Origin of the sequence: Vibrio sp. RM-41-2B (assembly GCF_024744415.1) — a bacterium.
Classification (GTDB): domain Bacteria; phylum Pseudomonadota; class Gammaproteobacteria; order Enterobacterales; family Vibrionaceae; genus Vibrio; species Vibrio diabolicus.
In genome coordinates this window covers 248,541-271,875 of sequence record NZ_JAMQWD010000015.1, presented here as the reverse complement: position 1 = coordinate 271,875, position 23,335 = coordinate 248,541, and the positions used below count along the sequence as shown (strand labels likewise).

Below are 23,335 nucleotides of genomic sequence, written 5' to 3'. Positions count from 1 at the left end.
GGGTGAGAACACCCGTCTTTATTTAGGTTGATTAAGAAAATGTTTTTTAGTCAGAACGCCTGGGCTGATTATTAGGCGCTTTCGTTAAACAATTCGCGACCAATAAGCATGCGGCGAATTTCTGAAGTGCCCGCACCGATTTCATACAGCTTGGCATCTCGCAACAAACGGCCCGTATCAAACTCGTTGATGTAGCCGTTACCGCCAAGTAATTGAATCGCATCCAGTGCCATCTTGGTTGCCAGCTCTGCGCTGTAGAGGATCGCGCCAGCAGAATCTTTACGGGTGGTTTCACCGCGATCACAAGCGGCAGCGACGGCGTAAACATACGCTTTAGCGGCATTCATTTGTGTGTACATATCGGCGATTTTTGCTTGAACTAGCTGGAATTCACCGATGGATTTACCGAACTGTTTACGGTCGTGAATGTAAGGCACAACGATATCCATACACGCCTGCATGATGCCAAGTGGGCCTCCGGCAAGTACCACGCGTTCGTAGTCGAGGCCGCTCATCAATACTTTCACGCCTTGGTTTTCTTCGCCGAGAATATTTTCCGCAGGGACTTCGCAGTTTTGGAAGACCAGCTCACACGTATTCGAGCCGCGCATACCCAACTTGTCGAGTTTTTGTGCTTGAGTGAATCCAGGAAAGCCGCGTTCTACAATAAATGCCGTGATGCCTTTGGAGTGCTGGCTTGGGTCGGTTTTGGCGTAGACAACATAGGTGTGTGCATCAGGGCCGTTAGTGATCCACATTTTGTTGCCATTTAGCAGGAATATATCGCCTTTACGTTCCGCTTTAAGTTGCATAGAGACTACATCAGAACCTGCTCCGGGCTCACTCATTGCTAGTGCACCAATATGTTCGCCAGAGATGAGCTTAGGTAGGTATTTCTCTTTTTGCGCTTGTGTGCCGTTGCGGTGGATTTGGTTGACACAAAGATTGGAGTGAGCACCGTAACTTAACGCAACCGAAGCGGATGCTCGACTGATTTCTTCCATAGCGATAACGTGGGCGAGATAACCCATGCCTGCTCCACCAAACTCTTCGCTGGTGGTCACACCTAAAAGACCCATGTCACCCAGTTTGGACCAAAGATGGTTTGGAAAGTCGTTAGATTGGTCGATAGATTGCGCTAGCGGCGCAATTTCTCTTGCAGCAAAACTATTGATTTGCTCGCGAAGCAAATCGGTATTTTCGTCATAAACAAAGTTCAGGGAAGAGTAGGTAGATTTCATTGCGTGTCCTTGCCTTTACGTCACCTACATCCCAGAGTTGAGGTGTTAGGTGACTTTTTCGCCTTTCATGGATCTCAGTGTGTTTTGGCATCGCAACTGCGCAGCATTTAACTCCATCATTACCGCTTGAATGTCGTTTGCTTGCTGTTGCAATGCTGCCTTCTTCTCTTCGATCAACCGAATCATATAGTTCAACTGCTCAGTACTTTGATCGGTATCGTAGAGTTCAAATAACTCTTTGATATCTGCAAGAGAAAAGCCCAATCGCTTACCTCGCAAAATCAGTTTTAGTCGAATTCGATCGCGACCATTGTAGATTCGTGTGTTGCCTTTACGTTCCGGAGTTAGGAGACCTAAATCTTCGTAGAAGCGAATACTTCGGGTAGTAATGTCGAACTCTTTCGCGAGCTCGCTGATCTTAAATGTGTTCATTCCTTAACCTTACGACTTTCGTATAACATTCATACGAATATACAATTCGTTAACGTTAAAGTAAACAAACAACATCCACTCTTGAGCCTTGATATCACTCGCATTTACTCGAAATAAAATAATTACTCGAACAAACAATAACCTCAAACTTGACGTTAACGTAAATGTTAGTATAGTTATGACGTAAACGTCAACAAAAGGTTAATGGAATGAAAAATGAAACATGGATTGTTGCCGCCAAGCGAACGCCTATCGGCTCTTTTCAAGGTGCATTAGCTTCAACAGATGTCACGGAACTCGGTGCGAAAGCCATCCAAGGGGCACTAGCCGAAAGCCAACTCGATGTGCAAAAAATAGACGAAGTGTTGATGGGATGCGTTTTACCCGCCGGCGTGGGGCAAGCGCCAGCAAGACAAGCAAGTCTTAAAGCAGAAATGCCAAAATCGATCGGTTGTACGACACTGAATAAAGTCTGTGGTTCGGGTATGAAAACCGTCATGCTGGCACATGATCTTATTCAATCTGGTAACGCGCACGCGGTTATCGCTGGCGGTATGGAAAACATGTCCTCTTCTCCTTATCTACTTAAGAAAGCGCGTGATGGTTTCCGTTTAGGTCACGAGCAAGTGCTTGATCACATGTTTTATGACGGTTTGCAGGATGCCTACCAAGGCGAATTGATGGGTGCCTTTGCCGAACAAACCGCGCAAAAGTATCAGTTCAGCCGTGAAAGTATGGATATCTGGGCGCAGCAGTCGGTGACTCGTGCGCAGCAAGCGATTGAGCAAGGTTTGTTCAAAGAAGAGATCGTGCCTGTTAACGTAAAAAGTCGACGCGACGAAACCTTGGTGGTAGACGATGAGCAACCGAGCAAACTCGACGTCACTAAAATTCCCACCTTACGACCTGCGTTTGCCAAAGATGGCGGCGTAACGGCAGCAAATTCCAGTTCTATTTCTGATGGTGCATCGGCAATGGTATTGGTTGATAGTGAATTTGGCCGTCAGGAACACCTTCAACCTCTAGCCAAAATTGTCGCGTACAGCACGCATGCAAGACAGCCTGATGAGTTCACCATCGCACCCGTATTCGCGATTGAAACGCTGCTGGAAAAAACGGGCTGGGACAAATCAGACGTGGACCTTTGGGAAATCAATGAAGCCTTTGCCGTTGTCGCTCAATACGCGGTGAAAGCACTCGAATTGGACGAGAGCAAAGTGAACCCTCGCGGCGGCGCTTGTGCGTTGGGGCATCCAATTGGTGCGAGTGGTAACCGAATCCTCGTGACTTTGATTCACGCTCTTAAACAAACAGGCGGTAAACGTGGCGTTGCATCGCTTTGTATTGGTGGCGGCGAGGCAACCGCCATCGCGATTGAAATCTGCTAATTCATTCTCAACAAAGTTTCACTTACATAACAGTAGTCAGTAACAAGCTGAAAAATACAAGGATGTCATCATGACAGAACAAGTAAAGCAGTATATCGGTGGTGAATTTGCCATCTCCGACTCAAAACAATGGCTAGATGTAACTAACCCGGCAACCAACGAAGTGATTGCGCAAGTACCTTGTGCCACGGAATCAGAAATGAATGCGGCGATTGCTAGCGCAACCGAAACGTTCAAGCGTTGGAAAGAAGTTGCCGCTCCTGAGCGTGCGAGATTGATGCTACGCTACCAACACTTGCTAAAAGAGCAACACGATGAGTTGGCGATACTGCTTTCAAGTGAGACAGGCAAAACTCTTGCGGATGCAAAGGGTGACATTTGGCGCGGGATTGAAGTCGTAGAACAAGCGGCGAACATTTGTAGCTCAATGATGGGTGAAACGGTGGAAAACGTCGCAACCAATATTGATGGTTACTCTTACATTCAACCGCTCGGTGTTTGTGCTGGCATCACACCGTTTAACTTTCCTGCGATGATTCCATTGTGGATGTTCCCAATGGCGCTCGCTTGTGGCAACACCTTCATTTTGAAACCGTCGGAACAAGTTCCGTTGACTGCAATGAAATTGGCAGAGCTATTTGAACAAGCTGGCGCACCAAAAGGCGTATTGCAAGTTGTTCACGGTACCAAAGAGCAAGTCGATCGCATTCTGACTGATCCAGTCGTTCGTGCGATCTCTTTTGTTGGCTCTGTGCCAGTTGGGGAGCACATCTACAAAACCGGTACGGATAACCTAAAACGCGTGCAGTCATTTGCGGGTGCGAAGAATCACATGGTCATCATGCCAGATGCAAACAAACAGCAAGTCATCAATAACCTAGTTGGCGCGTCAGTCGGTGCCGCAGGCCAACGCTGTATGGCGATTTCGGTGGCGGTATTTGTCGGCGAAACCAAAGAATGGATTCCAGAGCTTAAAGAGGCGTTAGCTCAGGTTCAACCTGGCGCGTGGGATGATGAAACCGCCGGTTATGGTCCGCTGATTAGCCCGCAAGCGAAGCAACGAGTGGTGAATCTGATTAATGAAGGCAAAAAATCTGGTGCGAACTGTGTTCTGGATGGTACAGATTGCCAAGTACCTGGCTTCCCGAACGGTAACTGGGTGGGGCCAACAATGTTTACCAACGTGACCACAGACATGTCGATCTATCAGGAAGAGATTTTCGGTCCAGTGCTGTTAACTATGGAAGTCGACAATTTAGATGAGGCAATTGAGCTAATCAACGCGAACCGCTTTGGTAATGGTACGTCTATTTTCACGGCGAACGGCGCTGCCGCGAGAAAGTATCAACACAATATCGAAGTAGGTAACGTAGGCATCAACGTGCCGATTCCGGTGCCATTGCCGTTCTTCTCATTTACGGGGTGGAAAGGCAGCTTCTACGGCGACCTGCATGCTTACGGTAAACAAGCGGTTCGCTTCTACACCGAGACGAAAACTGTCACTGCGCGTTGGTTTGAAGATGACATTCCAAGCGGTCCAAACATGACTATTCAACTTAGCTAATTAATGGATTAGCGACACCTCTAGCCAAGCCCTTCTTCCTTTTAGAGGGCTTGGCTCGGATAAAAATGCAACGAATTAGACCTTAGGACTTCAAGATGGATTTTGAATTAAACGAAGATCAACTCGCGTTTGCCGAAGTAGCAAAGCAGTTTGCAGACCAAATGTTAGCGCCGCACGCGGCCGAGTGGGATGAAAACCATCATTTCCCTAAAGATGTACTGCGTCAGGCGGGTGAACTTGGCTTTCTGAGCATCTATACGCCGCCAGAGCATGGTGGTTTGGGATTGTCTCGTTTGGATGCGGCGATCATTTTCGAGCAATTGGCCATGGGTTGTACCGCGACCACTGCGTTCATGACAATCCATAACATGGCGACGTGGATGATCACCAGCTTTGCCAAAGCGGAAGTGGCGCAGCAATTTAGCGCGGATCTAATTTCGGGTGAAAAGCTCGCTTCCTACTGTTTAACAGAACCTAATGCCGGCTCTGATGCCGCTTCACTGACGACCAGTGCAGTGCGTGACGGCGATGAGTTTGTCCTGAATGGCGCAAAAGTGTTTATCTCTGGCGCGGGTGATACAGATGTTCTCGTCGTGATGGCGCGTTCGTGCGGTGAAGGAGCGGGAGGCGTTTCTGCGTTCGTCGTTCCTGCTGACATCGAAGGCATTAGCTACGGTAAAAAAGAAGCGAAAATGGGTTGGAACTGCCAGCCAACGCGCATGATCACCTTCGAAAATGTCCGCATTCCTGCCGACTACCTGTTGGGTAAAGAGGGCGAAGGTTTTAAGTTCGCTATGCTTGGTCTGGATGGTGGTCGAATCAACATCGCTACTTGTTCCGTCGGCACGGCACAACAGGCACTGAACGAAGCCAAGCAGTACATGACTGAGCGTAAACAGTTCGGCCGTTCACTGGCGCAATTTCAAGCCCTGCAATTCAAATTGGCCGATATGGCGACGGAGCTGGTTGCTGCGCGTCAAATGGTGCGACTCGCTGCCGCCAAACTCGATGCTCAACACGCAGAAAAAAGCGCGTACTGTGCCATGGCAAAACGCTTTGCTACTGATGTGGGCTTTAAAGTCTGCGATCAGGCGCTGCAAATTCACGGTGGCTATGGCTACATCAAAGAATACCCAGTCGAGCGCCATTTCCGAGACGTTCGTGTTCACCAAATCCTTGAAGGTACCAACGAAATCATGCGTCTGATCGTCGCAAGACGATTACTAACGGAAGGCGTTGAGCTGCTTTAGTCAGAGAGACGCAGCCTTACCTAAAGAAATTAAAAAGGACTGAAAGAATATGACGGCACAAATCAAATTAGAGCGCGAGGCACACATTGCTAAGCTGACGATTAGTAATCCACCTGCCAATACTTGGACGCTTGAATCTCTCAATCAACTTAAAGAGCTGGCGACTAAACTCAGTAATGATCGCTCTATTTATGCGTTGGTACTGACGGGCGAAGGCGAGAAATTCTTTTCTGCTGGAGCGGATCTCAACAACTTTGCATCGGGTGATAAATCACAAGCAGCAGATATGGCGTTCGCATTTGGTGAAGCGTTTGAAGCGCTGTCTGCATTCGATGGGGTTTCTATCGCAGCGGTTAATGGCTATGCGATGGGTGGTGGTCTGGAAGTGGCGATGGCGTGTGACATTCGCATCGCAGAAGAACAAGTACAAATGGCACTTCCTGAAGCATCGGTCGGCTTGTTGCCTTGCGCGGGCGGAACGCAAAACCTGACCGCGTTGGTAGGTGAAGGTTGGGCGAAGCGCATGATTCTGTGTGGCGAACGAGTGACGGCCGAGCGAGCGGAAAAAATTGGTTTAGTCGAAGAAGTGGTGGCGAAAGGCCAAGCACTAGAAGCGGCGATAGTACTTGCACAGCGTGTTGCTGGCCAATCGCCGAAATCCGTGTCTGCGTGCAAAACGCTCATTCAAGGTCGACGCAGCCAAACTCATGCGGCTGGATTGGTTTTGGAGCGTGAACTGTTTTTACAGCTGTTCAATACACAAGATCAGACTGAGGGTGTAAACGCCTTCTTGCAAAAGCGTAAGCCACAATGGACAAACAGCTAGCGGAGGCCAAATGACAGGTACAGTAAATGTTTCAAAACTTGAGTGCGCTGATGGTTCTGTTATTGGTGTGCTGGAACTTGATAATCCAGCTGCTCTCAACGCGTTGAGTTACGTAATGATTGAGAAGTTGTACAAACAGCTTAATGAATGGCAAACGGACGACAGCATCGTCGCGATCTTTTTGCACGCCAAGGGTGAAAAAGCGTTTTGTGCTGGTGGTGACATTCAAGCGATTTACCGTGCACTTGAAAACAAAGAGCAAGACTTTGATTCCGCGTTTTTAGCGATGGAAACCTTCTTTGACCTCGAATATCGCTGTGATCATCTTATTCACACTTATCCAAAACCGATCATCGCGTGGGGGCATGGTTATCTGATGGGCGGCGGTGTGGGCTTATTTATGGGCGCAAGTCATCGCGTAGCAGAAACCACCACACGCTTTGCGATGCCAGAGATTAAAATCGGCCTTTACCCAGACGTAGGCGCGACGTACTTCCTAAATCAGTTGCCAAAACATTTGGCACTTTTCTTAAGTTTGACGGCTTGCCAAATCAACGCGACAGACATGAAAGCGTTGGGATTAAGCCAATGGATTGCAAAGCCAGAAAGCAAACAAGCACTGTTGGATCTGCTCGCATTGGTAAGTTGGAAAGGTGAAGCAAACATCAACGAAAAAATCGCCACTACGCTACGTTCGGTACAAGTGGACGAGCCAAGCGAAGGGATGTTGATGCCATATGCGGGATTGATTGAGCAGCTTTGTTCGGGTGATTTAGATTCGATTGTTCGCGCAATCAGCAGTGCCGACGTTGATGATAAGTGGTTCATCAATGCGCAAAAAGCATTGAATTATGGCAGTCCGTTGTCGCTCAATATCACTTATCAGCAGCTAACGCAGTATCAAAACCTCTCTTTGAAAGCGTGTTTTGATATGGAATTTAATCTGACGTTACGTTGTGGCTTAGAAGGTGATTTTAGGGAAGGGGTTCGTGCGCTGATTATCGATAAAACCAATCAACCGACTTGGCAACATCGCACGGTTTCTGACGTAACGCCACAAGTTTTGGAACGCTTCTTCGCGCCAATTGATTCAGCAGAATACCCACTGACCGCATCCTCGGTTGCCACTGTGGCACTTTAGACAAGGAAGAAATACGACATGGATAAAATTGCATTTATTGGCCTTGGCAACATGGGCGCGCCTATGGCTAAGAACCTACTCACAGCGGGCTTGAACGTCGAAGTGTTTGATTTGAATCCAAACGCTGTGGCAGAACTTACCGCACTTGGTGCGTCGAGTGCAGATTCGGTAAAACAAGCCGTTCAAGGTGCGAGCGTGGTGGTCACCATGCTACCTGCTAGCCAACACGTTCAAAGTGTTTATCTTGGTCAAGACGGGATATTAGATAGCGTAGATTCTGGGACGCTGCTAATCGACTCTTCAACCATCGATCCAGCGACCGCTCGTTTGGTTGGCGAAAAGGCGCTGCAGCTTGGCATCAGCTTTGTTGATGCACCGGTGTCTGGCGGGGTTGCGGGCGCAGCAGCAGGCACGTTGACCTTTATTGTTGGCGGTTCACAAGAGAACTTTGTCCAAGCTAAAGCGGTGCTTAACCACATGGGCAAAAACATCTTCCATGCGGGAGACGCCGGAGCCGGTCAGGTGGCGAAGATCTGCAATAACATGATGTTGGGCATTTTGATGAGCGGCACTTGTGAAGCACTCAATTTAGGCATGGAAAACGGACTCGATCCCAAAGTGTTGTCCGACATTATGTTGCAAAGTTCGGGTCGAAACTGGGCGCTAGAGCTTTACAACCCGTGCCCAGGTGTGATGGAAAACACGCCTGCAAGCAATGGTTATCAGGGCGGCTTTATGAGTCAGTTAATGGCGAAAGATCTCGGTCTTGCGATGGAAGCGGCGGTTGCTAGTCAAACATCAACACCAATGGGCAGCTTGGCTCGTAACCTGTTTAATTTTCACAACGGTCAGGGCAACGGACAAAAAGATTTTTCAAGCTTGTTTGAGTTCTACCAAAAGCAAAATCAGGCCTAAGGAGTGCTTATGGATCTAGCAAATAAGGTTATTGCGATCACGGGGGCCGGGCAGGGGCTTGGTAAACAAATGGCGCTGTCGCTAGCGGAAAGCGGTGTTCACCTTGCGCTTATCGACCTCAATTCAGACCAACTGGCTGAAACGAAAGCGGAGTGTGAATCTTTCGGCGTCACCACTCGTTTTTATGTAGCGAACGTGACGGAAGAAAAAGAAGTGTGCGCTGCTTTTGAGCAAATTGAAGCGGATTTCAAACAGCTCAATGGCGTGATCAATAACGCAGGCATTATGCGTGATGGCATGTTCATCAAAGTTAAAGATGGTCAGGTTAACGCGATGTCGCTGGAACAATTTCAGTCTGTTATGGATGTGAATGTGACAGGTACTTTTCTGTGTGGCCGCGAAGCGAGCAAGGTAATGCTGAACACCGATAGCAAAGGCGTTCTGATCAACATATCTAGCGTCGCGCGTGCGGGGAATATTGGTCAAACTAACTATTCTGCATCCAAAGCGGCGGTAGCCACCATGGCGACGGTGTGGGCGAAAGAGTTAGGGCGTTTCGGAATTCGCTCAGTAGCGATTGCTCCGGGTGTCATCAAGACTGCCATGACGGACCAAATAAAACCTGAAGCGATGGAGCGTTTAGTCAAAATGATTCCTGTCGGACGCTTAGGTCTTGCTGATGAAATTTCTTCGACCATCAAATACGTGTTAACCAATGAGTTCGTGACTGGAAGAGTATTCGAAGTCGATGGCGGAATGCGAATGTAGCCCCTCCTCATATTAAAAAGGGGAGCGAGCTTGATTGTCCGCTTCCTTCCTCCTTTCTTATATTGTTTCTATCGATAATTATTAATGGATGTTTTAGTAACGGCTGCTGTACCGATTACATTTACAACTCTTTTGTATTTTTGGTATGAATAAGTGCTCTCGTGTTAATTTTTATGTAAATGTATTAATTCACAATCAAGACAATTTTTTGTCTCATTGATGAGATTTTGCTTCTTGGGGTATGAAAAACACTCTTATTGATTATATTGTGACCGAAAACCATTTCGACATCTAAAGATGGTGATTTATTATTCAGCGCAAAATACATGGGAATATGAGGCTGGCTGAATAACCTTCAGCTACCTTAATAATAAAATAACCAGAATTCTCTATTACACTGAAGTAACTACCCATTAGGGAAGAGCAATAATGTCACTATTTCATTCGCTTAGGACGATGCCACTACTATTGGGGTGTCTGTGTCTTTCTATTCAGGCATCCGCAGAAAAGGTTGAACAAGAAGGTAAGTTTTTACAGTCGCTAGAAGGCATTGAAAATCAAATTTACGCATTACCTCAGAGCTCTTTGGCTTTGATTGAGGCGTTAGAAGAAGACTCTCTACTACAAAATCAACCAACAGAGCTACTGGTACGTTATTGGCTTGCAAAGTCCACGGTTCTAGAGCTACTTGGGCGCGCGGAAGAGAGCCAAAACGTCGCACAAAAAGGGTTGGAACTTGTGCGTCCACAAAGCCATGAGTATCTCTTATTTAAGTTGATTCAGATGCGAACTATGGTCGGAAAGAGCGATATCGATACCGCGCTTTCTTCGTTGGATAGTTTGTTGGAAACATCGCGTGAAAATGGCGATAAGCAGCTCGAGTCGGAGATCCTGTTGCTAAAAGGACGTTACTACGATGAGCAGGGCGAGTTTAAAAAATCCTATGCCGCAATTATGTCGTCAATGGATGCGGCTGAGTCCTCTGGCGTTCAAGGATTGGTCGAACGGGCGGCGCTAGAGCTTGGTGACGTACTGGTCAAAATTCAGGGCTATGACCGTTCAGAAGCATTATTGGAACAAGCGTACCGTTATTTTAGGGATAGACGCATGTCGTTCAATGAGCTGCTGAGCGTCTTAACGATAGCAAAGCTTCATAAGGCACAGTTCCAATACGAAGAGGCGATTGTATCGTATCAGAGAGCGCTAAAGCTCGCGCAAATCATTGGTGACGGGCGCTTTAGGTTTCGAGTTAACCTCGAGCTTGCTGCGTTATACCGTGAGACGAACCAAGAAAATAAGATGGTTCGCCACTTAAAGTTGGCGGAGAACTTACAGTATAGAGAAACCTCTAGCGCCTACTTAGCGACATTTAAGCTGTTGCAAGCCGAATATATGCTAGAACAGAAGCAGTTTGAGACACTTCTAGCGATGATCGCGCCTATGTTGCCGGAAATTATCGAGAGCCGATATGTTAAGCAACAGCAAATGGAACTATTAAAAGTGGCAGCCATGGCCTACGCGGGAAGCAATGACTTTAAACTAGCGTATAAAACTTACGGCAACTATCACGATAAATTCATCCAATTTAGCAACCAAAGAGAAGTTGAAAATCTTGAGCGTCAACAGACGCTATTTGAGCTAGAAAGACTTGAATATGAGAACGAAGATCTCAACTGGAACAACGTGTTGCAGCGTATGGAACTGGAAAATAACCGTCGTACCTTTTATCTATTGGGTGAAGCGCTACTAGCACTCATTGGTGTTCTCTTTTTGATGGCAGTGGTATTCCTTGTTGTGAATCGATCACGTTTAAGAATGCGCCGCCTAGCAAAGACAGATACGTTGACAGGGTTATTCAATCGCCGTTTTTTAGAAGATTGGTTCACTAAACCCGTAGAGACGAAACGTGAACGCAAAGAAAAGCCGATGCCTCAATCTAAGCAAGAAAAGGTGCAGCATTTTGTGTCTGAGCAAGTCGAGCAAGTTAAGTACGGCTACCTAGCTTTAAACAAATGGGTGGATAGCAAGCTCGATAAACAGAAAATGGTGCCAAAGAAGCCGCAGTCGGGGCCGGTAAGTTTAGCGCTAATCGATGTAGATTATTTTAAACAGGTAAATGATACCTATGGACATGTGTTCGGTGATGCCGTACTAACAGGCGTTGCCAAAGTGCTAGAAGAGACGGTGCGTGAAAATGACATTGTTGCACGCTTTGGTGGTGAGGAGTTTGTTGTTGTGATGCCCAATACCGATCATGAAGACTCTCTCATTACCGCTGAACGATTACGTAGCGCTTTATCCTTACATGGGTTCGTCACGGAACAGAATGAAGAAGTGAGAGTGACCTGTAGTTTTGGTGTTGTGACGACTGAAGATAGTGAGATGAATTTTAAATCACTCTGTGATCAGGCAGATAAATTACTTTATCAAGCTAAAGCGGATGGACGTAACTGCGTGAAAGGGCGCAAGCTGACCTAATAAAATCAAGAATGCAGGCTCATCAAACGGTGAGCCTGAACTTACCCTTCCTACTGATTACTTCAGAATCACTTAAGAGTATCGAATTACATACTCATAGCGTTCAGTATTATCTACTCGTTTTATCTCCCACATTTTCAAAGTACTAATGTCACTTGTGTATACGAAGCTATAACACACGAGTATGTCTGTTTTTTATACAAACAAAGCCGATACAGGTGAAATGATTAGTGGTCGATGTAAAATTTTTCTGGTGTGGATTTTTGTGGCACGAAAAACAATTCTCTGAAAGGTGTGTTAAAAATTGATGATTCAATAAGTTATTGGTTTGTTTGTGTTTTTATTTGGGTTTTTAAACGCATCTTTGACTTTTACAACAAGTTATCGCATAGAAATTTTGCGTACACCATCAACTTTCCTTTCTTTGTTAATAACCTTTTTCTTAAAAAATGATTTGAGTTCGAACTAATTTTCAGGCATTTTATATTTAACTAACCGTTCAATTAAAAATAACAAGGACGCAAAATGCCAAAGGTGGGGATGCCTGAAATCAGAAAACCACAGCTGGTGAAAGCGACAATGTCAGTGATTGATAGAGTCGGTTTACACGCTGCGAGTATTTCGTTGATCAGTAAAGAAGCAGGTGTATCAACGGGAATTATCAATCACTATTTTGGTGGTAAGCATGGGTTGTTGGAGGAAACGATGCGAGAGATCTTGCGTCAGCTTTCGTCCACCATCACGCAGAAGTTGCGTGAGCTGCCAAGCGATGCTCATCATCAGAGAATTAATGCCATCATTGACGGTAACTTTGTCGGCTATCAGGCAGAAAACCAAGTTGCGAAGACTTGGCTGGCGTTTTGGTCGTACTCAATGCATGACGAGCAGCTTAAGCGTTTGCAGCGTGTCAATGAACGACGTTTATTGTCCCACCTAAGAAAAGAACTCAAAGCATTATTAAATGCAGAGCAGGCCGAACTGGTTGCTCATGGTATTGCGTCACTTATCGATGGTATTTGGCTGCGCGGAACGCTCAACCCGCAAGGTATTGATGCCGAAAGAGCGAGAATCATCATCAACGACTATCTCGACAAACAACTTACGTTTTATTCTGAAAAAATATAAAAGTCACAGGTCTTCAAAATGGAAATGAAAGCACACTATATCAATGGTGCGATGTACAACGGGTGTTCAGATGAGCACTTCACCACTTACAATCCGGCGAATGGTGAGCCATTGGCCAACATTAAACAAGCGAACCAAGACGATCTCGAAGCGGCGATTGAGTCGGCAAAGAAAGGTTTTTCTGCATGGTCAGCAATGACTGCGATCGAGCGTAGCCGTATTTTACACAAAGCCGTTGCCATTTTACGTGAGCGTAATGACGAGCTGGCTGTATTGGAAGTGGCAGATACTGGTAAGCCAATTCAAGAAGCTGTCGCGGTTGATATAACAACAGGTGCCGATGTTCTTGAGTTCTATGCGGGTCTTGCTCCAAGCTTGCAAGGTGAGCAGCAGCCACTCAGCGAAGACCAGTTTTTCTACACACGTCGCGAGCCATTGGGCATTTGCGCAGGTATTGGCGCTTGGAATTATCCAATTCAAATTGCGATGTGGAAATCGGCGCCAGCACTGGCTGCGGGCAACGCTATGATCTTCAAACCATCAGAAGAAACACCATTAACAGCGCTTAAGCTAGCAGAAATTTATTCAGAAGCGGGCATGCCAGATGGCGTATTTAATGTCGTACAAGGGGATTACCGAGTAGGGCAGATGCTAACGGCGCATCCTGAAATCGCAAAAGTATCGTTCACGGGCGAATCAGGCACCGGTAAAGTCGTCATGAGTGACAGCGCTAAGACACTAAAACAAGTAACGATGGAGCTGGGTGGTAAGTCTCCACTGATTATTTTTGATGATGCAAAGTTAAACGATGCCGTTTCTGCGGCCATGGTGGCGAACTTCTACACGCAAGGTGAAGTTTGTACGCACGGTACACGCGTGTTTGTTCATGAAGGTATTTATGATGACTTCATCGCACAACTTAAAGCTCGCACTGAGTTGTTAGTTGTCGGCGATCCGCTTGATGAGAACACGCAAATTGGCGCGCTGATCTCTAAAGATCATGAATCGAAAGTACTAGGAGCGATTGAAGCCGCGAAAGCGAGTGGCGCGACGCTACTGACTGGCGGCTACAAAGTAACAGACAATGGCCTAGCCAATGGTAACTTTGTTGCTCCAACCGTATTTGTCGATTGCGATGATGACATGAGCCACGTTCAACAAGAAATCTTTGGCCCGGTAATGTCAGTGCTGAAATTCCGCGATGAGTCGGAAGTGATTGCGCGTGCAAATGGCACAGATTATGGCTTAGCGGCAGGTGTATTTACTCAAAACCTATCTCGTGCCCACCGTGTGATTCATCAAATTCAAGCTGGTATTTGTTGGGTGAACACATGGGGTGACTCACCTGCGGAAATGCCAGTTGGCGGCTACAAACAATCAGGTATTGGCCGTGAAAACGGTGTCGAAACCCTTAAACATTACACGCAAACGAAGAGTGTTCTGGTTCAGCTAAGCGACTTCGAAAGCCCTTACAAATGATACCAATCGTAGTAGATAACTGACCACTTTAGCTTGTTAAAATGCTCGATAACTGCGTTGTCAATTTTGATTGTAGGCTAACTACTTATCGAAAATTCCCGCCTTGTTCTCAAGCATTTTTCCTACGCTAATTTCGTTCACTTATCTACTGTGATTGGTATTAACTCCTAGGAGAATCAAATGCAACAACACTACGATTATATCATCGTCGGTGCGGGTTCGGCCGGCTGTGTGTTAGCGGATCGCTTAAGTGAAAGTGGTCAATATTCGGTCCTATTACTCGAAGCGGGTGGATCGGATAAAAGTATTTTTATCCAAATGCCGACGGCGCTTTCTTACCCTATGAACACTGAAAAATACGCGTGGCAGTTTGAGACAGTTGAAGAGCAAGGGTTGGATGGCCGTCAACTTCATTGTCCTCGCGGGAAAGTTCTGGGCGGTAGTTCGTCGATCAACGGCATGGTTTACGTTCGTGGACACGCTTGTGACTTTGACCAGTGGGAAGAGGAAGGCGCGAAAGGCTGGAATTATCAATCGTGTTTGCCTTATTTCCGGAAGGCAGAGTCTTGGATTGGTGGTGCTGATGAATACCGAGGCGATAATGGCCCCGTCGGCACATGTAACGGCAACGATATGAAGCTCAATCCGCTGTATCAAGCTTTTATTGATGCAGGCAAAGAAGCGGGCTACCCAGAAACAAAAGATTACAACGGTTATCAGCAAGAGGGCTTTGGCCCAATGCATATGACCGTTGACAAAGGCGTACGCGCTTCAACCTCTAATGCATACTTAAGCCGTGCTAAAAAACGCAAAAACTTCACCCTAATGAAGCGAGTGACGGTTCATCGCGTTTTACTAGAAGAAACAGGCGCAGAAGGCAAGAAAGCGGTTGGTGTTGAATTCGAAAAGTCAGGTTCAGTTCAGCAATGTTTTGCGAATCATGAAGTGATTTCGAGTGCTGGCTCGGTAGGCTCTGTGCAGCTACTACAACTTTCAGGCATTGGCCCGACAGCAGTATTAGAAAAAGCGGGCATTGAGGTGAAACATCCGTTGGAAGGGGTAGGTAAAAACCTGCAAGATCACTTAGAAGTGTACTTCCAATATCACTGTAAGCAACCTATCACGCTCAACAGCAAATTAGGTTTGGTGAGCAAGGGCTTGATTGGCACTGAGTGGATATTAACTCGCAAAGGCCTTGGGGCTACTAACCACTTTGAATCATGTGCGTTTATCCGTTCTCGTGAGGGATTAAAGTGGCCAAATATTCAATATCACTTTTTGCCAGCGGCAATGCGTTATGACGGACAAGCTGCTTTTGACGGTCATGGTTTCCAAGTGCACGTTGGACCTAACAAGCCCGAAAGTCGCGGCTCGGTCGAAGTTGTATCTGCGAATCCGAATGATAAGCCGAAGATTGAGTTTAACTACATTTCCACTGAACAAGATAAGCAGGATTGGCGTGATTGTATTCGCCTTACTCGCGAGATCCTCAATCAGCCAGCCATGGATGAGTTTCGTGGTGATGAGATCCAGCCGGGTCTGAATATCACAACGGATGAACAAATTGATGAATGGGTGAAGCAGAATGTCGAGAGTGCTTACCATCCATCTTGTACCTGCAAAATGGGCGCAGACAATGACCCATTAGCGGTTTTGAATGAGCGATGCCAAGTACGCGGAATTCAAGGCTTGCGTGTGGTGGACTCTTCTATTTTCCCAACCATTCCGAACGGTAATTTAAATGCGCCAACTATTATGGTGGCAGAACGCGCCGCGGACATGATTTTGGATAACGCCCTGGAAACGTCGAACAACGCACCAGTTTGGATTGCACTGAACTGGCAAGAGATGCAACGAATGCATCCGCCAAAAAGAGATCTCGATTCGATCTCATAAAAACGAAAAAAGTCAGTAATCATTACAAGGAATTCAATATGTCTAAGATGACAAAAATCTTCTCAACAATCGCACTAAGTACTTTAGCAACAGGCGCTTATGCCAACCAATGTGAAACGGTACGTTTTGCAGATGTAGGTTGGACCGACATTACGGCGACCACCGCCGTGACATCTGAGCTGCTAAAAGGGTTGGGGTACAAAACGAAGACCGATCTACTATCGGTACCCGTTACTTACTCTTCTATGGCCAATGGCGATATCGACATTTTCCTAGGTAACTGGATGCCAACAATGGAAGGTGACATCGCGAAATACCGTGATGCAGGTACCGTTGAAACCGTACGAGCGAACCTCGTCGGCGCAAAATACACACTCGCGGTTCCAAAGTACGTTTATGACGCAGGCGTGACCAACTTCGCTGACCTAGTAAAACATGCCGACAAATTTAAAGACCGCATTTACGGCATTGAACCAGGTAACGATGGTAACCGCTTAATTCAATCAATGATTGATAGCAACGCATTCGGCCTAAAAGACTTCAGCCTAGTTGAATCCAGTGAAGCTGGCATGGTGTCTCAAGTATCACGTGCTGCGCGCCGCAACCAATGGATTGTGTACCTAGGTTGGGCCCCGCACCCAATGAACAGCAACGTTGAAATGGAATACCTAGCGGGTGGTGACGACTTCTTCGGCCCTAACTACGGCGGCGCGAATGTGTACACAAACGTACGTAAAAACTACCTTGCTGAGTGTCCAAATGTAGGTCAGCTAGTGAAAAACCTAGAATTCAACCTAGAAATGGAAAACGAATTGATGGAAGCGATTCTCAACCAGAAGCAGAAACCGTCGAAAGCAGCGCAAGCATGGTTGAACGCAAACCAAGAACAAATTGAAGCGTGGCTAGAAGGCGTTAAGACGGTGGATGGTCAAGACGCAGTAACAGCAATTACAAACTATTTAAAAACTAACGCTTAATTAAGCAGTTTTTAAGCGCGTTTTTTTGAAAAAGAAAGTGGGCAGTCATGCCCGCTTCATTAACACAAAGGTTTTATTTTGAATTTTATTACGGACAACAAACTACCGTTGGGCCAATGGATGGAAACTGGCGTCGATTGGTTAACCATCAATGCATCGGGTTTCTTCGATGCAATCTCTATTACACTTGAAACGATCATTCTTTTCGTGGTGGACATTTTTAAATGGATGCCACCTGCAGCGCCAATCATTATGACGGCGGCAATTGCTTGGTTCTTACACCGCAGCATTCCGCTTGTTGTATTCATCGTGTTGGCCTTGCTCGCAATTCTCAACCTTGGTTACTGGCAAGAAATGCTGGAAACCTTTGTCCTTGTGTTTGCAGCGACAACGATTTCCGTATTAATTGGCGTGCCGTTGGGCATTATGGCGGCACACCGTCCTTGGTTATACACCTTGTTGCGACCAATCCTCGATTTGATGCAGACCGTACCGACATTCGTTTACCTAATTCCAACTTTGGTTCTGTTTGGCTTAGGTATTGTCCCTGGCCTAATCTCGACCATCATTTTCGCTATCGCTGCGCCAATTCGATTGACGTACCTCGGTATTATTAAAGTGCCGGAGGAGCTACTGGAAGCGGGCAAAGCATTTGGTGCAAGCCGCATGAAGTTGCTGTTTAAGGTGGAATTACCTGCGGCATTACCAAGTATTATGGCCGGTGTTACGCAATGTATTATGTTGTCTCTCTCTATGGTGGTCATTGCGGCACTTGTTGGTGCTGATGGACTTGGTAAGCCAGTCGTACGTGCACTCAATACCGTAAACATCTCGCAAGGTTTTGAAGCGGGTTTAGCGATTGTACTGGTCGCCATCATTCTTGACCGCTTGTGTAAAGCACCAAACCAGAAGGAGGCTTAATCATGGACGCTATTACTATTCAAAATCTTGATGTGGTTTTTGGTCAGCAGCAGTCACAAGCGTTAGCACTACTAGACCAAGGCAAGTCTCGACAAGAAATCATCGACGAAACTGGCCAAGTGGTTGGGGTTGATAATGTTTCGCTGAACGTGAAACAGGGTGAGATCTGTGTTTTGATGGGGCTTTCAGGCTCGGGTAAATCAAGTTTGCTGCGAACAGTTAACGGGTTGAACGAAATTTCTCGTGGCTCTCTGAAAATTAAAGACGGCGACGACATGGTTGAGCTCTCTAACTGTGACGAACAGAAGTTGCGCCACCTTCGTACTCACCGCGTATCCATGGTGTTTCAGAAGTTTGCATTGATGCCATGGTTAACGGTATTAGATAACGTTGCGTTTGGTCTAGAAATGCAAGGCATTGGCAAAGCAGAGCGCCGTAAAAAAGCGCGTGAACAGCTCGAAATGGTCGGTTTGTCTGAGTGGGAAACGAAATTCCCGCACGAGCTCTCTGGTGGTATGCAGCAGCGTGTTGGCCTAGCGCGAGCGTTCGCGATGGACACAGATATCTTGTTAATGGATGAGCCGTTTTCAGCGCTTGACCCATTGATTCGTGCTCAGCTTCAAGATGAATTGATTTTGCTTCAGGAAAAGTTAAACAAAACCATTCTTTTTGTGAGCCACGACTTGGATGAAGCGCTAAAAATCGGTAATAACATCGCCATTATGGAATCAGGAAAACTGATTCAACACGGCAAGCCAGAACAGATCATTCTTGCTCCAGAAAACGATTATGTGGCTGACTTTGTTGCCCACACTAATCCATTGAACGTACTTAAGGGACGCTCTTTGATGCGTGACGACTTAGTTCGTGAAGATGAGCGTGTTCTAATTTGCCCTGACAAAGATATTTGGGTGACCCAAGAGAGCAAAGGCTTAAGCTTAGCGGATACAGATAAGTCGTTGGTTCAATGGAAGAGCGATTCTTCGAACCTTGATGAGGTAAACGAAAATTCGCTGGTTCAGGTTAGCCCGGAAATCAGTATGCGAGAAGCGATTGAGCTTAAGCAGCGCAGCAATCAGCCTCTGCTTATGGTGGAGGACAATCAGTTAGTTGGTGTGTTAAGCGACAACGAGCTTTACGATGCATTACTTGGTAACTTTAAGTCCGAGCAAGTGGCATAAAGTTAGACTAGAGTTGAAGCCAAGCTAAAAAAGAGCCGCATATTAGTGCGGCTCTTTTTGGTTTAAACAATGATATAAATAGTTAAGCTAAGGAAACGGTCGATTATAGAGTCGTAATTACATCATCCATCGCAAGGCGAGCTTTTGGTAGACCATGATTATAATCTTCCCCGTCTTTGTGGTAGCCAATCGCCAGTGCAACTTCACAGACATGGCCTTCTAATTCTTCTTTGAATACTTCTCCAATCAGTGTTGGATCTACCCCTTCCATCGGCGTTGAGTCAATACCCAGACGAGCCAAGGTGTGTAGTAGATTGCCTAGCGCTAAATAGACTTGTGCTTTTGTCCAGTTTCCGTTAAAGCCATTTTCATCCGTATTTGCATCGGCAAAAGCGTAGGCGCCCATAAAGTTGTTGTACATTTCCGCCGGTAGGTGGCCAGACGTTACTTCGGCATCCACACGTTTCGCGAACTTCTCTTTGGTGAAGTTTGGATCGTACGCAAACAGAATCGTATGTGACGCGGCTTTCGCGTGTGGCTGGTTAAATTGGTGCATATTTGCAAATGTATCGTGGAAGCGTTGCTTGGCCTCATCACTTTCAATCACGATGAATTTCCACGGTTGCGAATTAATTGAAGACGCTGAAAGACGGAGTGCTTCTTTGATGATTGCCATATCTTCTTGAGAAACGCGTTTGGTTTCGTCGTATTTTTTAGCAGTGTAGCGGCTGTTTAGATCAGTAATGATTTGATGAGACACGTTTGTATCCTTTTTATTTTTGTGGCAAATGAGGATGCGCTTAGCATCGACAACCATGCGTACCTCGAATATGGATTCATAATACGGGATATTTTTTCATTGATAAGAGGGCGTTTATTTGAATCACTTTTTACTTTTTATTGAAAATTGGTGTGCTTCATAGGGTTAGGCATCATCATTTAGATGCTTTTGATGATTATTAAATTACACTCATATTAAGAGAGTAATGGAGAGCAACATGAACGTGATTCAAGTTTTCAACGATAGTTATGAACGTTGTATCGCGAACCAAGGCTTTTTCGACTTGTTTTACAAGAATTTATGGTCAAAAAGTACAAGCTTCAGACAAAAGTTTGATGGTGTCGACATGCACCAACAGGTGCGAATGCTTAGAGGATCTATCGTGTTTTTTATGATGGCCGATACCTCTAACGAGGCGCACAAGATGGTGGAGAAATATGGTAAGAAGCATGCGAGTTCCGATATTGGCATTGAACCACAGGATATTGATGTTTGGTTTGAAAGCCTTATCGAAACGGTTCAAGAGTGTGATTTTGAATACGACGATGATGTCGAAACAGCGTGGAGAGCTTGTTTTAACACAGGTTTGTCGGTAATGAAGCGGGAGTGCTCCAAACACTAAAAGAGAAACTAAATACTCTTCGAAAACAAGCAAGTTAAAGCAAGGAAGTAACGTGTAAACAGCTTACTTCCTTGAATATGGTTTTTATTTATCTTGTGTCTCTTTATTCTTTTTTACCGCTTCGGCGATATCACTGACGGCTTCGACAAGATTGATCGGCATTGGGAAGATAATAGTCGATGTTTTGTCTGTTGTGATTTCCGTGAGGGTCTGCATGTAACGCAATTGCAGCGCATTCGGCGCTTCGTTGAGCATTTGAGCTGCCTCTTTTAATTTATTAGAAGCTTCTAGCTCACCGGTAGCATGAATTATTTTCGCACGACGGTTACGTTCTGCCTCAGCCTGACGCGCTAGCGCTCTGACCATGCTGTCATTTAAATCAACATGTTTGACTTCAACCGTGGCAATCTTGATGCCCCAGTCATCAGTCTGTTGATCGAGGATGGATTGTAAATCCTTATTGAGACGCTCGCGCTCTGATAGTAATTCATCCAGTTCATGTTGACCTAATACTGATCGCAGCGTGGTTTGCGCTAACTGGCTGGTGGCATCGCTGTAACTTTCGATGTTGTTAATTGCCATTTGAGGATCGACTACGCGGAAATAAACAACCGCATTGACGCGTACAGACACGTTATCTTTGGTTATCAAGTCTTGTGTCGGCACATCCAAAACGACAGTACGTAAATCCACCCGTACCATTTGTTGGATAAATGGGATAAGAATGATTAAGCCAGGGCCTTTTACTTCTTGAAAGCGACCAAGAAAGAATACAACCCCACGTTCATACTCTCTCAAAACCTTAAACATTTGGGTCGCAAGTGCGAACAACAGCACCACGATCACCGCAACAGTATAGAGCATCATAAAGCGCCTCCTATTTATTTTGGCGGTCATCAGGCATCACGGTTAAGGTCAGCCCTTTCACATTCACAATGGTGACATGATCACCTTGTTTGAGTTGTTGATGGTCTTTGGTTTTGGCTCTCCATAGCGCACCGTCAAGTTGAACGCGCCCTTCGCCATCGATAAAGTCATCGCTCACAACAGCGATTTTCCCTGGGTAAGTTTCTAAACCTGTTGTCACACGTCGTCGTCGTATTTTGAGCAGCAGGCCGACCGTCAACACGATCAGCGCGACAGAAAAGATAGAAATACCGAAAATTAAAGGAAGGGCGATCTGAAACCCTGGCAACTCACTGTCCATGAGGAAGATGGAACCGAGCACAAAGGCGACAACGCCACCTAAGCCCAAAATGCCAAAGCTCGGACTGAATGCTTCTGCGATCATCAGTGCAATTCCGAGTAACAGCAGACCAAGCCCAGCGTAGTTCACAGGCATCATTTGTAATGCATACATGGCGAGGAGCAAACAAATACCACCCAACACGCCGGGTAAGCCAATGCCTGGGTTGTAAAACTCAAGAAGCAAACCGTAGATACCAATGAGCATCAGGATGTAGGCGACGTTTGGGTTTGTGATAACGGCTAGCATTTCTGCTCGCCAATCGGGTGTTCTTTCAATCCATACGGGATTTTCCAGTGACAATGTCACATCACGATTGTTAACTTTAACTGTTTGTCCATCAATGGCTTTGACTAAATCCTCTGGTGAGTTGGCTATATAATCAATAACGTTTAATTCCAATGCCTCTGTGGCGTCCAAACTCGCTGCTTCGCTCACTGCTTTCTCTGCCCACTCTGCATTTCGGCCATGAAGCTTTGCTAAGCCTTTAATATAGGCTCTAGCATCATTAATCACCTTTTTCTCCATCGCGGTTTTCGCAGGAACTTTCTCTGAACTTTCGTTGGTTCCTTCTGACGTTTCTTCCGCGTTTTGATCTTTGCCATCATCCGATGAAGGGGGCTGAGGGGCACCACCTAACGCGACGGGTGTTGCCGCGCCAAGGTTGGTGGCTTCAGCCATGGCGGCAACGTGGCTGGCGAGTAAAATATATGTCCCTGCGCTAGCCGCTCTAGATCCTGACGGGCCAACCCAAGTCGCAATTGGAGTGGAGGAGGTGGTAATCGCGTGAATAATATCTCTCATTGCGCTGTCTAAGCCGCCAGGAGTGTCCATCTCTAAGATCACTAAACTGACACCGTTGAGTTGCGCTTCTTCTATCTCACGAGACAAATAGTCGCTGGTAGCAGGACCTATAGCGCCTTTGACGGGAACAATCCAGACAGTATTGGCCAGTGCTTGACTAGCAAACAATAGTAAAGGTAAGACCCATATCCATAGTCGTTTCATGCAGTCCTCCTTGTGCGGTCACAGGGACTTTTTGAAAACCTAATTCAAGTATATACGCAGTAATACTAGTGCAAATAAGTAATTGATCACTCGAAT

At 46.1% G+C, this 23,335-nt stretch carries 20 protein-coding genes; 15 read left to right on the top strand and 5 right to left on the bottom strand.

Going from position 1 to position 23,335, the window contains the following annotated elements; translation table 11 throughout:
• Positions 1-71: 71 nt before the first annotated feature.
• Both NB463_RS11410 and NB463_RS11405 read right to left on the bottom strand, forming a co-directional pair.
• Positions 72-1,241 carry an isovaleryl-CoA dehydrogenase gene (locus tag NB463_RS11410; RefSeq protein ID WP_006741040.1) on the bottom strand — a complete coding sequence of 390 codons (1,170 nt, stop codon included), beginning with the start codon at positions 1,239-1,241 and terminating at the stop codon, positions 72-74.
• Between the two features lie 45 nt (positions 1,242-1,286).
• Complete coding sequence (locus NB463_RS11405) at positions 1,287-1,673, bottom strand: MerR family transcriptional regulator (RefSeq protein WP_005373242.1); 387 nt, start codon at positions 1,671-1,673, stop codon at positions 1,287-1,289.
• Positions 1,674-1,882: 209 nt separating this feature from the next.
• Between NB463_RS11405 and NB463_RS11400 the strand changes: the two genes are divergently transcribed.
• The 14 genes from NB463_RS11400 (at position 1,883) to choV (ending at position 19,582) form a co-directional block, all read left to right on the top strand.
• Positions 1,883-3,061: a thiolase family protein gene (locus NB463_RS11400; RefSeq protein ID WP_053807845.1), complete on the top strand. Its 1,179-nt coding sequence runs from the start codon at positions 1,883-1,885 to the stop codon at positions 3,059-3,061.
• A gap of 70 nt (positions 3,062-3,131) precedes the next feature.
• Positions 3,132-4,625 carry a CoA-acylating methylmalonate-semialdehyde dehydrogenase gene (locus NB463_RS11395; RefSeq protein ID WP_053807844.1) on the top strand — a complete coding sequence of 498 codons (1,494 nt, stop codon included), beginning with the start codon at positions 3,132-3,134 and terminating at the stop codon, positions 4,623-4,625.
• Positions 4,626-4,720: 95 nt separating this feature from the next.
• Complete coding sequence (locus NB463_RS11390) at positions 4,721-5,875, top strand: acyl-CoA dehydrogenase family protein (RefSeq protein WP_258431471.1); 1,155 nt, start codon at positions 4,721-4,723, stop codon at positions 5,873-5,875.
• Positions 5,876-5,924: 49 nt separating this feature from the next.
• Entirely contained in the window at positions 5,925-6,701 is a 777-nt protein-coding gene (locus tag NB463_RS11385; protein ID WP_258431470.1) for an enoyl-CoA hydratase, read from the top strand.
• Between the two features lie 10 nt (positions 6,702-6,711).
• Entirely contained in the window at positions 6,712-7,842 is a 1,131-nt protein-coding gene (locus NB463_RS11380) for an enoyl-CoA hydratase/isomerase family protein (RefSeq protein WP_258431469.1), read from the top strand.
• A gap of 18 nt (positions 7,843-7,860) precedes the next feature.
• Entirely contained in the window at positions 7,861-8,757 is an 897-nt protein-coding gene (mmsB, locus tag NB463_RS11375; protein ID WP_257890116.1) for a 3-hydroxyisobutyrate dehydrogenase, read from the top strand.
• A gap of 9 nt (positions 8,758-8,766) precedes the next feature.
• Complete coding sequence (locus NB463_RS11370) at positions 8,767-9,525, top strand: SDR family oxidoreductase (RefSeq protein ID WP_258431468.1); 759 nt, start codon at positions 8,767-8,769, stop codon at positions 9,523-9,525.
• A gap of 456 nt (positions 9,526-9,981) precedes the next feature.
• The gene (locus NB463_RS11365; protein WP_405054830.1) at positions 9,982-12,003 is read left to right on the top strand and encodes a diguanylate cyclase; all 2,022 of its coding nucleotides are present in this window, start codon (positions 9,982-9,984) and stop codon (positions 12,001-12,003) included.
• Positions 12,004-12,528: 525 nt separating this feature from the next.
• Positions 12,529-13,128 (top strand): transcriptional regulator BetI, encoded by a 600-nt coding sequence (betI, locus tag NB463_RS11360; protein WP_005392557.1) that lies wholly within the window; start codon positions 12,529-12,531, stop codon positions 13,126-13,128.
• A gap of 18 nt (positions 13,129-13,146) precedes the next feature.
• Entirely contained in the window at positions 13,147-14,607 is a 1,461-nt protein-coding gene (gene betB / locus NB463_RS11355; protein ID WP_257081257.1) for a betaine-aldehyde dehydrogenase, read from the top strand.
• 180 nt (positions 14,608-14,787) lie between these two features.
• Positions 14,788-16,503: a choline dehydrogenase gene (betA, locus tag NB463_RS11350; RefSeq protein WP_258431465.1), complete on the top strand. Its 1,716-nt coding sequence runs from the start codon at positions 14,788-14,790 to the stop codon at positions 16,501-16,503.
• Between the two features lie 38 nt (positions 16,504-16,541).
• Complete coding sequence (locus NB463_RS11345; RefSeq protein ID WP_005392553.1) at positions 16,542-17,480, top strand: choline ABC transporter substrate-binding protein; 939 nt, start codon at positions 16,542-16,544, stop codon at positions 17,478-17,480.
• Between the two features lie 78 nt (positions 17,481-17,558).
• Complete coding sequence (gene choW / locus NB463_RS11340) at positions 17,559-18,401, top strand: choline ABC transporter permease subunit (RefSeq protein WP_005392552.1); 843 nt, start codon at positions 17,559-17,561, stop codon at positions 18,399-18,401.
• 2 nt (positions 18,402-18,403) lie between these two features.
• Entirely contained in the window at positions 18,404-19,582 is a 1,179-nt protein-coding gene (gene choV / locus NB463_RS11335) for a choline ABC transporter ATP-binding protein (protein WP_006741028.1), read from the top strand.
• A gap of 103 nt (positions 19,583-19,685) precedes the next feature.
• Here choV and NB463_RS11330 read toward each other — a convergent pair whose 3' ends face one another.
• Positions 19,686-20,342, bottom strand: a complete 657-nt coding sequence (locus NB463_RS11330; RefSeq protein ID WP_031780265.1) for an NAD(P)H-dependent oxidoreductase — start codon at positions 20,340-20,342, stop codon at positions 19,686-19,688.
• Positions 20,343-20,580: 238 nt separating this feature from the next.
• Here NB463_RS11330 and NB463_RS11325 point away from each other — a divergent pair, with 238 nt between their 5' ends.
• Positions 20,581-20,985, top strand: coding sequence for a globin (locus NB463_RS11325; protein WP_005392547.1), 405 nt, complete (start codon positions 20,581-20,583; stop codon positions 20,983-20,985).
• An 84-nt stretch (positions 20,986-21,069) separates the two neighbouring features.
• On the opposite strand, the gene NB463_RS11320 is transcribed toward NB463_RS11325, so the two are convergent.
• Both NB463_RS11320 and NB463_RS11315 read right to left on the bottom strand, forming a co-directional pair.
• On the bottom strand, positions 21,070-21,852 hold the full coding sequence (locus NB463_RS11320) for a slipin family protein (RefSeq protein WP_005373196.1): 783 nt from the start codon (positions 21,850-21,852) through the stop codon (positions 21,070-21,072).
• Positions 21,853-21,862: 10 nt separating this feature from the next.
• A complete protein-coding gene (locus tag NB463_RS11315; protein ID WP_085344417.1) occupies positions 21,863-23,239 on the bottom strand; it encodes an NfeD family protein in 1,377 nt (458 codons plus the stop codon).
• Positions 23,240-23,335: the final 96 nt, after the last annotated feature.